Annotated in this window: 12 protein-coding genes; 9 read left to right on the forward strand and 3 right to left on the reverse strand. The window is 42.3% G+C overall.

What is annotated here, in order from left to right; all coding sequences use genetic code 11:
• Nucleotides 1-71: 71 nt before the first annotated feature.
• Nucleotides 72-1,154, reverse strand: coding sequence for a 3-deoxy-7-phosphoheptulonate synthase (locus IQ457_RS03645; protein ID WP_200662132.1), 1,083 nt, complete (start codon nucleotides 1,152-1,154; stop codon nucleotides 72-74).
• Nucleotides 1,155-1,765: 611 nt separating this feature from the next.
• Here IQ457_RS03645 and lpxB point away from each other — a divergent pair.
• On the forward strand, nucleotides 1,766-3,076 hold the full coding sequence (gene lpxB / locus IQ457_RS03650) for a lipid-A-disaccharide synthase (RefSeq protein WP_242465351.1): 1,311 nt from the start codon (nucleotides 1,766-1,768) through the stop codon (nucleotides 3,074-3,076).
• 67 nt (nucleotides 3,077-3,143) lie between these two features.
• On the forward strand, nucleotides 3,144-4,037 hold the full coding sequence (locus IQ457_RS03655; RefSeq protein ID WP_242465346.1) for a ribonuclease HII: 894 nt from the start codon (nucleotides 3,144-3,146) through the stop codon (nucleotides 4,035-4,037).
• Nucleotides 4,038-4,200: 163 nt separating this feature from the next.
• Here IQ457_RS03655 and IQ457_RS03660 read toward each other — a convergent pair whose 3' ends face one another.
• Nucleotides 4,201-4,866: a DUF924 family protein gene (locus tag IQ457_RS03660; protein WP_200662133.1), complete on the reverse strand. Its 666-nt coding sequence runs from the start codon at nucleotides 4,864-4,866 to the stop codon at nucleotides 4,201-4,203.
• 90 nt (nucleotides 4,867-4,956) lie between these two features.
• Between IQ457_RS03660 and IQ457_RS03665 the strand changes: the two genes are divergently transcribed.
• From IQ457_RS03665 to IQ457_RS03675, 3 genes are all read left to right on the forward strand, one after another.
• Nucleotides 4,957-6,171 (forward strand): carboxynorspermidine decarboxylase, encoded by a 1,215-nt coding sequence (locus IQ457_RS03665; protein ID WP_200662134.1) that lies wholly within the window; start codon nucleotides 4,957-4,959, stop codon nucleotides 6,169-6,171.
• A 257-nt stretch (nucleotides 6,172-6,428) separates the two neighbouring features.
• Nucleotides 6,429-7,700 (forward strand): saccharopine dehydrogenase family protein, encoded by a 1,272-nt coding sequence (locus tag IQ457_RS03670; RefSeq protein ID WP_200662135.1) that lies wholly within the window; start codon nucleotides 6,429-6,431, stop codon nucleotides 7,698-7,700.
• Between the two features lie 314 nt (nucleotides 7,701-8,014).
• Nucleotides 8,015-9,457 carry a protein kinase domain-containing protein gene (locus tag IQ457_RS03675; protein ID WP_200662136.1) on the forward strand — a complete coding sequence of 481 codons (1,443 nt, stop codon included), beginning with the start codon at nucleotides 8,015-8,017 and terminating at the stop codon, nucleotides 9,455-9,457.
• Between the two features lie 169 nt (nucleotides 9,458-9,626).
• Here the strand turns inward: IQ457_RS03675 and htpX are convergent, their stop codons facing one another.
• On the reverse strand, nucleotides 9,627-10,541 hold the full coding sequence (gene htpX, locus IQ457_RS03680) for a protease HtpX (protein ID WP_200662137.1): 915 nt from the start codon (nucleotides 10,539-10,541) through the stop codon (nucleotides 9,627-9,629).
• A 301-nt stretch (nucleotides 10,542-10,842) separates the two neighbouring features.
• Between htpX and IQ457_RS03685 the strand changes: the two genes are divergently transcribed.
• The 4 genes from IQ457_RS03685 to IQ457_RS03700 all read left to right on the forward strand — a co-directional run bounded on the left by IQ457_RS03685 (nucleotide 10,843) and on the right by IQ457_RS03700 (nucleotide 12,930).
• Nucleotides 10,843-11,304 (forward strand): methyltransferase family protein, encoded by a 462-nt coding sequence (locus IQ457_RS03685; RefSeq protein WP_200662138.1) that lies wholly within the window; start codon nucleotides 10,843-10,845, stop codon nucleotides 11,302-11,304.
• A gap of 62 nt (nucleotides 11,305-11,366) precedes the next feature.
• Nucleotides 11,367-11,696, forward strand: a complete 330-nt coding sequence (locus tag IQ457_RS03690) for a DHCW motif cupin fold protein (protein WP_200662139.1) — start codon at nucleotides 11,367-11,369, stop codon at nucleotides 11,694-11,696.
• A gap of 82 nt (nucleotides 11,697-11,778) precedes the next feature.
• Nucleotides 11,779-12,585 (forward strand): PhzF family phenazine biosynthesis protein, encoded by an 807-nt coding sequence (locus IQ457_RS03695; protein WP_200662140.1) that lies wholly within the window; start codon nucleotides 11,779-11,781, stop codon nucleotides 12,583-12,585.
• 12 nt (nucleotides 12,586-12,597) lie between these two features.
• A complete protein-coding gene (locus IQ457_RS03700) occupies nucleotides 12,598-12,930 on the forward strand; it encodes a YnfA family protein (protein ID WP_200662141.1) in 333 nt (110 codons plus the stop codon).
• Nucleotides 12,931-12,972 lie beyond the last annotated feature (42 nt).

Raw genomic sequence — 12,972 nt, forward strand, 5'->3', positions numbered from 1 at the left:
CCGTCTGATATCTGTTATCAAACGGGCCTTTTAGTGAGTGGTCAATCAGTATTCATTACCACCAAGCGCTTTTAACGATTCGGCAGAACGTCTTTAACCATATCACGTAGATTGTGTAGAGCGCTAACGGTGCTTTCCCAATCTAGGCAGCCATCGGTGATAGATTTACCATATTCAAGCTGGCTTAAGTCAGTCGTTAGCTTTTGATTGCCACCTTTTAAATGACTCTCAATCATCAAACCGATGATAGATTTATTACCATTTTTAATCTGCTCGGCAACGTTTTGAATGACCATTGGTTGCAGATACGGGTCTTTACCTGAGTTGGCGTGGCTTGAGTCAATCATAATTTTACTATTGGTTTTGCCTTTTGCCAGCTCGTTTTCAACTTGTGCAACAGCGGTTTCATCATAGTTTGGCTTACCATTACCACCGCGTAGGACTACGTGCGCGTAGGGGTTGCCTTTAGATTTGATGATAGAAACTTTGCCATCTGCTGATAAGCCGAGGAAGCTATGACCTTCTTTGACCGCTTGCATGGCATTAACCGCAACGGTCATGCCGCCATCGGTGCCGTTTTTAAAGCCAACTGGGCACGATAAACCTGAGCTCATTTCACGATGCGTTTGGCTTTCGGTGGTACGCGCGCCAATCGCTGACCAACTAATCAAATCCTGAATGTACTGCGGCGTATTTGGGTCTAATGCTTCGGTCGCGCACGGCAGACCTTTTTCATTTAAATCAAGCAGTAGCTTACGAGCGGTGCGTAGACCTTTTTCGATATCAAAGCTGTCGTTCATATCAGGGTCATTAATCATGCCTTTCCAGCCAACCGTGGTACGCGGCTTTTCAAAATAAACGCGCATCACAACGAAGATGCTGTCTTCAATCTCTTTGGCCAATACGGCTAAGCGATCGGCGTATTCGTGGGCGGATTTAATATCGTGAATAGAGCAGGGGCCGATAACCACAAATAAACGCTTGTCTTTGCCATCAAGGATATCTTGGATGGTATTGCGACCTTTTAGCACCGTGTTATAGGCGTCATTTGACAAAGGTAGCTCAGACTTTAGCTCAGCGGGTGTGATTAAAGGAATGAATTTTTCAATATTCACGTCGTCAATATCTGCATTATGAGTAGCTGGTGTTGTCATGATTATATATCGTCTAGCTGATTTATAGGGATATTCATTATGCGGACAAAAGCGCTGGTTGACAAGGGCAGTCGTACAGTTAATTGACTGCTAACTGGAATGTGGCGACCAAAACTTTGTTATACCTTATCGCTGCAACCCGTCTTAACATGCTGTCATTCATAGGTGTATAAGAATGATAAGGCAATGTAAAGCATAGGGAAAATGACGCTTTATCGCTAACCTAAGTCCAAATTTGCATTAAACACAACGTTTATAGGCAGATATAAATGAGTGATACTGACTGGATTTTGTGCACTAATTTAGCTATTTCCAGCACTGTCACGTATGATGGCGATATAAACGACTAAGTTCGAGCATCATGGAATGCTATCAAGATGCCTTTTAATGGGCATCTTATTACGGCTAAGCTATGTTATATTTTATATAATCATTCTTATGATAGACGCATTTTATCTTTTTTTGTTTAACTGTGCTACTTAAATGGCATCAATTAAATTGTACCACTTTAATATTGAGAGCTTATCATGACAGATCCTGCTACGCCTCACCAACCTGCTGATACAACGCCAGCACCAGATACTTATGGTGCTTTTGATAAATTGCCTGAGATGACGTGTTCGCCACTGGTGATAGGGATTGTCGCCGGTGAAGTGTCAGGCGACAGTTTGGGTGCAGATTTTATGCAGCAGATGAATAATCTGCGTGATGATATTATTTGGGTTGGGGTTGGCGGCGCAAAAATGCAGGCGCAAGGGCTGCAAAGTATTTTTCCGTTATCGCGCTTAGCTGTGATGGGTTTGGTCGAAGTGGTGTCGCAGTTACCGGATTTACTCAAAGCACGTCAAGAGCTGCTGACGGTATTTAAAGACGCAAGCATTGATTGGTTTATTGGCATTGATGCGCCTGATTTTAACCTCAGAGTGGCCAAGAAATTAAAGCCGCAAGAGGTGTTTTGCGTGCAGTATGTCAGCCCTTCTATTTGGGCGTGGCGTGAGTCGCGTATTCATAACATTATGGCAGCGACCAATCTGGTACTTTGCCTATTCCCATTTGAGCTACCCGTCTACGAGCGTTATAACCATCCTGCGATATGTGTCGGTCATCCGCTACTACGAACCATTGATCAGACCTTACTTGAGACGCCCATCAATCAGCGCCGTAGCGAATTGGTCTGGCATAATGATGGCTTGCAGCAGTTTTTTATCGATCGTTTCGATGAGGTCAGCCAACTTATTTGCGTCATGCCCGGCTCTAGGCGTGGTGAGATAACCGCTATTTTGCCGCTTATGCTCGATGGTATCCAAAGACTTTTGCTGTTAGATCCTAAGCTGTGCTTTATCATTCCAACTGTCGATCAAAACCATCAATATATCGTACAAGATGTGATCGATAAGCGCTCAGAGCAGCTGCGGGCGGCGATTGCGGTGGTCTATGATGAAAGTCAGCCAGCCTTTAGTCAGCTGGCAATGGCGGCATCAGATATGGTTATGTTGGCGTCGGGTACTGCAACCTTAGAAGCCATGCTGCTTGAGCGTCCAATGGTGGTGATTTATCAATTAAATCAGCTGACTTATCAGATAGCAAAACGTTTGGTCAAAGTCCCTTATGTCGGTTTGCCTAATATTTTGGCAGATAGCGCAATCGTGCCTGAGCTTATCCAAGAGCAGGCAAGTGGCGATAATATCTGTCGTACTGTGATGCGTTTGTTGCAGCCGCGCGCGTATGCAGAACAATTAAAAGCGCTGATTGATACCAAGTATGCATTGCAACAACAAAGCAATCATGACCCTGCGCATAGCGTCATCGAACAGTGGTTTATTCAAAACCGCGCCAGTCATCAAAATCATGATTTTAATGGACAAGACGGTCATGTCAGTCAAGAAAATTACGACAGCCAAGACAATTATCAAGCTCAGTAACCAAACGCTAATTATGTTAGGCACGCAAAAAACTCTTTAAACCGTAAAGTTAAGAAATAATAAAGTTATGAGTACTATGTCTTCTACAGAAAATAATCATATAAAAAGCCCAGTTATGCTTAAGCATAGCGTTCAGATTGAAAGAGTTATTGAGCAAATTGATATTAAAGGACAATATATACAACTGGCAGCGCCCATACAGTTATCAGGGCAAGTCAATATCTCAGAACTGATTGCGCAATACTCATTAAGTTTAGAAAACTTGCAACCAACAGCCATACAAATTGGCGTTGACGAAGCAGGGCGTGGACCGCTGCTGGGTAGTGTGAATGTCGCTGCGGCAATATTACCTGCGGCGTGGGCAGGTTTAATTGAAAATGAGCCACTAAAAAATACGCCATTGTCTATACTGACGGACTCAAAGCAGCTGAGTGAAAAAAAGCGCGATATTCTTTATCCGTTGGTTCAGCAGCATGCAGTCGCGCATATCGTCGCTGATATACCGCCAGCGGTCATCGACCAAGTCAATATCTTGCAAGCGACCATGCTAGGGATGCGCTTATGTACTGAGGTTTTATTGGCGGTAGTTGCTAAACACCTGAATACGGGTGACAAAACACTGTTTGAGATATTAATTGATGGCAATCGTTGTCCAGATTTAGATTATGCCAGTCTCACTAAATTTGGTATTCAAGAGTCAGCGATTGACTGCCAAGCATGGGTAAAAGGCGATGGCCGACATACCAGTATCGCGGCGGCCAGTATTTTAGCAAAAGTCAGCCGTGACCAAACCATGTATGCGCTTGATACTGAACATCCTGAATATGGCATCGCCAAGCATAAAGGCTATCCAACGCGCGCCCATATGGAAGCGATTGCAGCTCATGGCGTATTAGCCGCGCATAGACGTAGCTTTGCACCGGTAAGAAAAGTGCTCGAAAGCCAATATTGCCTGACCTAAAAATGATCATTAGCTAGCAGAATGAGACTGCTTAATGAAATAGCCTAAGCAAAATTAAATAAGAAAATGCTTTCAGTCATAAAAAAACCATCTGTTCATAATCAACAGATGGTTTTTTTATTTAAACCTTTAACAACAGAAATCTTCAAAGTCCCAAAAATACTTAGAACGATGAGTTCGGCTGCTTTAAAAACGCTTCTTTTTCGTCAGTCGTTTCACGATCCAACGTGTCGTTACGATGTGGATAGCGTCCAAATTTATCGATAATCTCTTTATGACGCTCTTCAAACTCTAAGGTTGTTGCATCATTTAATTGCTTAAACAGCGGCAGATAGCGCTCATGAATCATGGCCGATTCAGAATGCATAAATGGCATGATAATAAATTTGCGCCACTGCGCTGGCAGCGTATCAAAATATGGTTGTCCAATGGCTTCTTGTGCCAATGCTAGCGCCATGCCATCTTGGGCAAAAGCGCACGCTTGCTCACGGCATAAATTACGCGAAAACTGATCTAAAACGATAATTTCTGCCAAGCGTCCTGCTAGCGCCGTGACTGAGCTATTGCTATCAGTCGCTGCATCTGCGATACGCCACGACACGCATTCACCCTGTTTTGCTGCCTGCCAAATATTATAAAATTTGTCTTTTATCTGTTTATCAAAAGCATCATTTTGCGCAAACCAGTACTGCTCATTGTCTTTATCGAACCAAAAATCCAATACCGCACGCGCATCCGCAGCAAGATGTTCTAAGCTGATGTTTTGTGGATCTAGCTGGGATAGATTGGCTGGGTTTTTAGCCGTAGAATAATCGGTCGAGAGTGCCATAAGATATTCTATTTATGATGGATTTAATCTACTATAGCGCAATTATTTAGGTCTGTCATGATACCGTCCGCAGCTATTAGGTAACCTCTTATGAATACAAATTTACCGTTACAAACCAGTCACTCACCCTTGCCTGCAACGCCCTATTATCTGCTTGATGAAGCGGCAATCGTTGCCAATATGCAGATTATCGCGCGTCTGTGCGAGCTATCTGGCGCCAAAGCCTTGCTCGCGCTCAAATGTTTTGCCACTTGGGGCGTGTTTGATGTCATGCAGCCTTATTTGCATGGTACAACCTCGTCTTCATTGAATGAAGTGCGGTTGGGCTATGAGACCTTTGGTAAAGGTAAAGGCAGTGATAATAAAAAAGAAACCCATGCTTATAGCGTTGCTTATAGCGCAGATGAAATTGACGAAGTATTAAGCTATGCCGATAAAATTATTTTTAATTCTATCTCGCAATTGAATGCATTTAAAGGTAAAGCTGCTGCTCAGAATATTCCAGTAGGGCTACGCTTAAATCCAAAAACCAGCAACTCGTCCTTTATTATTGCTGATCCAGCTCGTCCCTTTAGCCGTTTGGGTGAGCATGATAAAGATAAGATTACCGCCGTACTTGCTGATATCACTGGCGTCATGATTCACAACAACTGTGAAAACGATAGTTTTGAGGCATTTAGCGCAAGCTTAGCCGATATCGAAAACAGGTTTGGTGAGGTGCTGGCGCAGCTTGAATGGGTGAGCTTGGGCGGTGGTATTCACTTTATCGCGCCTGATTATCCACTCGAAAAACTGGCTGATAGATTAAAAGGCTTTAGCGAAAAATATGGCGTGCAAGTCTATCTTGAGCCGGGTGAAGCGAGCATTCACGGCGCTGGCTCATTAGTGACAACCGTCTTAGACACTATGCACAATGAAAAAAATCTTGCCGTCGTCGATGCCTCTATCGAAGCGCATATGCTTGATTTGCTCATTTATCGCGAGTCTGCTCCCATTGTGTCCATTAATGAAGAATCAATAGATATGATGCCGGTAAATAAAGATCAAAAAGAGGGCGCTGCAGACAACACTATTATTTACGGTCGTTCTTGTTTGGCAGGCGATATTTTTGGTGAGTACGCCTTACCGAGTAATTTGAAAATTGGCGATACCATTGCGTTTGGAAATGCTGCCGGTTATACCATGGTCAAGAAAAACTGGTTTAATGGTGTGGGTATGCCTGCAATCGTTATCCGCCGTTTAGATGGGTCGATACATGTGCAGCGTGAGTTTGATTATCAAGATTATAAGGCCAGCTTGTCTTAATTTTGCTATTAAGATGACGGTGATGGTATTTGAGTAATAGAATTAGATGTCATCTTATCGATTAATTATTGCCGAAAGGTGGGTAAAAATTGTTATAATCGCCGCGGGCAAAAGCAAGTAGCCAAATACTGCTTTGCCCGACGGGTGCGTGGGTTTTCCTCGGTCTTCCTTTTTAATTCACGCATATCATTCACTCGTTTCTGTTTTGACTCGCCACCATCGATGGTATCGACAGGGACACAAAGGAGGATTGTTCATTGAACACAAATCAAACCAACCCTAACAAAAAAGACGTGCTCATCATCGGTGCAGGCGGTGTGGCGCAAGTGGTCGCGCATAAATGTGCGATGCATAACGATGTGCTCGGCGAGATTCATATTGCCTCACGCACGCAAGATAAATGTGATGCCATCGCCCAAAGCGTCAAAGACAAGAGTAGCTTTAAGCTGCCGGCGGTATTGCATACGCATCAAGTCGATGCGATGGATACCCAAGCGCTGATTCAACTGATTGAAGAGACGGGCGTGCAAATCGTCATCAATGTCGGCTCAGCATTTGTGAATATGACCGTGTTAGAAGCTTGTATCGAGACGGGCGCGGCGTACATTGATACGGCAATTCATGAAGACCCGCGCAAGATTTGCGAGACGCCGCCATGGTATGGCAACTACGAATGGCAACGCCGCGAGCGCTGTGCCGACAATAGTATCACAGCAATTTTGGGCGCAGGATTTGATCCCGGCGTGGTCAATGCCTACGCGCGCCTTGGTTATGACATGATGGATGCAGGCTCGGTGACCGATATCGACATTATCGATATCAATGCGGGCAGTCATGGTAAGTATTTTGCCACTAACTTTGATCCTGAGATTAATTTCCGTGAATTCACTGGTACGGTTTATTCGTGGCAGGACAGCAAGTGGCAGTCGAATAAGATGTTTGAAGTCAAGCGTACCGATGATTTGCCTGTTGTCGGTGTGCAAAACAGCTATTTAAGTGGTCACGATGAGGTTCATTCTTTATCAGCCAATTTAGACGTGCCAAACATTCGCTTTTGGATGGGCTTTGGTGAGCATTATATTAACGTCTTTACCGTGCTCCAAAACTTAGGATTGTTGTCCGAGCAGCCTGTTATGACCGCTGAAGGACAAGAAGTGGTTCCGTTAAAAGTGGTCAAAGCGGTGCTACCAGATCCAAGTTCGCTTGCGCCAAACTATACCGGCAAGACCTGCATTGGCGATAAAGTCAAAGGTAAGATTGATGGCGTCGATAGCGAGGTATTTATTTACAATATCTCCGACCATAAAGAAGCTTATAATGAAGTTGGTAGCCAAGGCATCTCTTATACCGCAGGCGTGCCACCTGTTGCTGCGGCGATGCTAGTTGCCACTGGCGAGTGGGACGCGGGCAAAATGGTTAACGTTGAAGAGCTTGATGCCAAGCCTTTTATTAATCTATTGAATAAGATTGGCTTGCCAACGCGTATCAAAGATAGCGAAGGCGATAGAGCATTAGTGTTCGATATTTAGTCAGTAAGTTTATCTAATAAAAAGCCTATCTTTAAAGATAGGCTTTTTTTTGTGTTTGGTTGGTTGTATTGTGACTTTACGGGAAGGTAAAGGAAGCTGATCCTGCCATTTCTGCTAGGAATTCTTATTTAAAAGAATTCCTCTTGCGAGTCTAAAATTGTAGTGCAATTTTTTTGCGGCTCTTAAGGCTAGCGGCTGCACTAGGTTCTTGCTACTATTTGTTATTCTTAAAACATCTAAATCATGGATTATGCTGAATCCAAAAATTAACCTAAGCCCTCTAACTTACTTTATATTTAAATCAGGCCCTTAAAATGACTAAAAAGAGAAATAAGAATTATAAAAAGCATCAAGTGATTGGAGGTTGGAAGTTACAGCATAGGCTTGGAACAGGTGGTAATGGGGAGGTTTGGTGTGCACAAAAAGATAACAACATCGGTGCTATCAAACTTTTAAAAAAGATAGAGCTAAATACATATAAGCGTTTCAAGTCTGAAGTACATGCTATTTCTAGCAATCAGAATATTTCTGGAGTAATAAGGATAGTTGATCAACATCTTCCAGAGGGTATAACAAGCGACATACCATGGTTTGTAATGCCCGTATGTATTAGATTTTCTGAGTGGAGAAAAGGTAGAAATATTTTGGATGTTATGAGAGAGATGTCATCTCTTGGTAAAACACTTCAGGAGCTGCATGATAATGAGTATTATCATCGTGATATTAAACCTGCGAATATCCTGTTTCATGATGAAAGACTTAACCTATCAGATTTCGGGCTAGTTAAATATCCAAATAGTAATAACTTTACTGGAAAGCGTGAAGATGTAGGTCCTAAATTTACTATGGCACCTGAAATGCGGCGTAATGCTAGCGAAGCTAATGGTGAACTAGCAGATATATATTCATTTGCGAAAACTTTATGGATCGCAATTACAGGCGATATGAAGTGTTTTGATGGACAGTATAACGTTCTTTCAACTGTTAGTATTAATCATCATTGTGAAGGGCTCTACACTAAGACTCTTAACGACTTATTGGCACAGTGTACAGAGCATACTCCTGAAAGTCGTCCAAAAATGGTTGAAGTGATTGAGCGATTAGATGAATGGATAAAAATTAATGAAGATTTTCATTCGCAAAATTTGACAGAGTGGTTTGATCTACAAAATCGAATTTTCCCAGCTGGTGCACCAAAGTCTGTTACATGGGTTGATAAAAATAGCATTCTTGCAATACTTAATGAAATTGCACATGTGAATAGTCTAAACCACACTTTTCTACCGGATGGTGGTGGGAATACTTTTATTGATGCTATTCCTGCTAATGAAGAAGACTTTATCGCTTTAAAGATAACAAATAAATGGTATTACACTTTTAAACCCAAGAAGCTAACCTACGAATCATTTGGTGTAGATGCTCAATGGAATTATTTTAGGTTAGAAGTAGAGACGACCCAACGTACTGATGTTTATGGAGCAAACAAATATGATTATTCTTTCGAAGAGGTTGTTGAAATTGAGCAAAATGTTTATGTAGAAAGATCTTGCTGGGATGAGAATGAGTATAAAGGCGAAATTTTACCAAAAACTGCAAAATTGTTATGTAGGTACATTAAAGGCTGTTTTGTGATATTTAGTACACGTTCAATTTATAATCGTGTATCTGAGACTTATGACGGTAGACATAACAAAATGAAAGAGGGCGAGTTTAGAGATTATATAGAGAGTAATGCTCGAAGCCATAAAAAATCTTAGTACAAAATGATGGCTAATAAAATAGTATAGTCGCTCGTTAAGGTAAGTATTATTTATTAATTGAATGTTTAAAAGTCTTGGTAAGTTATCGTAATCTTTATTATGTTGTTCTACATTCAGGCATAATTCAATCTACAAATTATGCCCTTAGCATTTCAAGAGTCTTCTATCATCCCTCACTAGGATTATACTTCCTCAACGCCGCAATACGATCATCAAGCGTTGGGTGTGAGCGGAAAAGGTTAGCGATACTAAAGCCCGTAGATTGTCCTGATGAAATCGCAAATGCCTTCATGCTCTCTGGCATTTGGTCTGGACGCTGTGCAGAAGGACGCAAGGCATCAAGCGCACTAATCATCTTGTCTTTGCTAGCAAGCTTAGCACCCATCTCATCAGCACGGAATTCACGCAGACGTGAGAACCACATAACGATGGCAGACGCCAAAAATCCAAGCAAAATATCCATCACAATACTCGTCACAAAGTAGCCAATGCCGGGGCTATCACTGGTATTTTTAAAGACAGTACGGTCGACGAAGCTGCCGATAATACGCGCAAAGAACATCACAAAGGCGTTTACCACGCCTTGGATAAGCGCAAGCGTTACCATATCACCATTGGCCACGTGACCGATCTCATGCGCCAACACCGCTTCTACTTCATCTTGATTCATATTCTGCAACAGACCAGATGAAACCGCGACCAGTGCTTTATTTTTATTCCAACCGGTTGCAAATGCGTTAGGCTGGGAATTATTAAAAATTCCCACTTCTGGCATCCCAATATTTACCGCTCGTGCTTGTTTAGCGACGGTATCTACCAGCCATTGTTCCGTGGCGTTGCTTGGCGTTTCAATAACCACCGTTCCCGTTGATCTTTTGGCCATCCACTTTGAGATAAATAGCGAAACCATCGAGCCAACCATGCCGTATATACCGCACATAATGGCAAGGCTGGTGTAATTTAGCCCGCCTGTGCCATGTACGCCACCAATCCCAAAAAATCTGGATAAAATACCAAACACGATGCTAAATACCACAATCACCGCTAAGTTGGTTAATAAAAACAATCCGATACGCATCATGACGCTAACTTCCTCATTAAATTCAACGACAGTCTTAGGGACAATTCCTTTACTGTAATAAAGACTAAAAATTAAACAGGGGACAATTATAACCTTCTAGAAGTAATATAGGCGCCAATTCTAGTATGAATAAAGTTTTATAATATGGAAAATACCAATGATAGCGGTGTGAAATGTGCAGTTGCTAGATACAGGCGCAGGTAGAAAAATAAACACACAAATAGTTAGCAGTTATAATAGATAATGAATGGTTTAGGTTCGTTATTTAAATTCGTTGTTTAGTCATATATAAGGTGCAACCATGAACGCTCTAGCGCTTAAAGTACCACCAGTAGCACAAGTCATTATTACGGCAGCTGCCATGTATGGCGTCTCTAAAATGGTTCCTGCTTTGACGTTCTCACTCAACGGCTCAACTGCACTGGCAGTGGGTTTGGGTATGATGGGAATGAGCTTAGGTGTCATGGGTGTGACGCAATTTAGAAAGGCGCAGACCACACCCAATCCGCAGGCGCTTGAGAAAGTATCTAGTCTAGTGACCAGTGGCATCTATGGATATAGTCGCAATCCGATGTATTTAGGCTTGGTGCTTATCTTATTAGGCTGGGCATTCTATCTGTCGCACTTTCTGTCGTTTGTGTTATTACCCGTTTTTATACTTTATATGACACGTCTTCAGATACAGCCAGAAGAGCAAATGATGGCACGAAAATTTGGAAAAACTTATCAAGCATATCTAAATAAAGTGCGGCGCTGGATTTGAATTATAGTAAGTAAAGAGAGTTATTATGCATAAATGATCGATTAAATCAGGAAGATGATGTCATGGAAATGAAAAACATACCTTTTGCTACTACCGACTGGACGACAGTAGAAGCAGTAGAAATCAAAGGCGAAACGGGCACAGGGTATTGGAAAACTCGTGAATTTGATACTATCAATGTGCATATGGTTGAGTATTCTGCCGGCTACCTTGCCGATCACTGGTGCGATAAAGGACATATTTTGTTTTGTATTGAGGGCGAGCTAAACACTGAGTTAAAGGATGGGCGTACTTTTACCTTAACAGCCGGTATGACTTATCAAGTAGCGGATAATACGATTGCACATCGTTCGTCAACGAAGACAGGCGCTAAGCTATTTATTGTTGATTGATATTGGCGGTAACCTCATAAAGCTATAAAACCATAAAACCATAAAACCATGAAGTTATAAAAAATAACAGCGAGAACATAAAATGCAGCTAGAAATCAATGTCATTGATGCTTTTACGGATACGGTTTTTAAGGGCAATTCAGCGGCGGTTATCATTACAGATGATTGGTTAAGTGATGATTTGATGCAGTCGATTGCCTTTGAGAACAATTTATCTGAGACGGCCTTTATTGTTCTTGAAGATGACGGCATTTATCATATCCGCTGGTTTTCACCATTGTCTGAGATTGCTTTTTGCGGACATGCAACCTTAGCGTCAGCCTTTGTGTTATTTAACAAAAATCCTAGTATAGAAGCCATTAAATTTTCCGCCAAAGCCGTTGGTGTTTTAACTATCGTGCAAACAGACGATGGCAAAATACAAATGGATTTTCCTAATACTAAGCCTGGAAAGGTCAAAGATATTCCCGAGAGTTTGCTGGCAGGATTGTCTATTGCACCAGTCGAAGTTTATAAAAACAGCCAAGCATATTTTGTGATTTATAATGCTGAAGCAGATGTCCTAAACGTAGAGCGCGATAACGAGCGACTAAAAAAGCTTGCGCCATTAGATGTAGTGGTCACCTGTCAGGCTACCTCTGCTGACTACAAAGATTACGATTTTATCTCACGTTATTTTTGGCCTGCTAACGGTGGCGATGAAGACCCAGTGACAGGCTCGGCTCATACTGCTTTAGCACCATTATGGGCGGAGCGTTTGGGTAAAAATGAATTGATTGCTTATCAAGCATCAAAACGAGGCGGTATTTTAGACTGTGTCGTCGCAGGTGACAGAGTAATGATTTCTGGCAATGCCGTACAGTATATGACAGGATTTATCACCGTTTAGGAGTAGATGGTTTTGACTGAGTTAAAAACCGTTGGATTGTTTGCGCTGACCGCATTGGCAGAAATTGCGGGCTGCTATTTGCCTTATTTATGGCTGCGAGAAGGTAAGTCGATTTGGCTGCTGGTTCCGGGTGCACTAAGTTTAGTTGCTTTTGTTTGGCTATTGTCTTTGCATCCAACCGCAGCTGGTCGAGTTTATGCCGCTTACGGCGGTGTCTATATTTCGATGGCTATTATTTGGCTGTGGACAGTGAACGGCATCAGGCCGACCACGTGGGATATATTGGGTTCTGTCGTCGCGCTGCTAGGCATGGCAATTATTATGTTTGCGCCGCGCAGTACTTAGCATAAAAACAGTAGTTAGTATGAAACAGTTCCTAGCATAAAA

It is taken from the genome of Psychrobacter sp. M9-54-1 (genome assembly GCF_016613355.1).
GTDB classification, from domain to species: Bacteria; Pseudomonadota; Gammaproteobacteria; order Pseudomonadales; family Moraxellaceae; genus Psychrobacter; species Psychrobacter faecalis.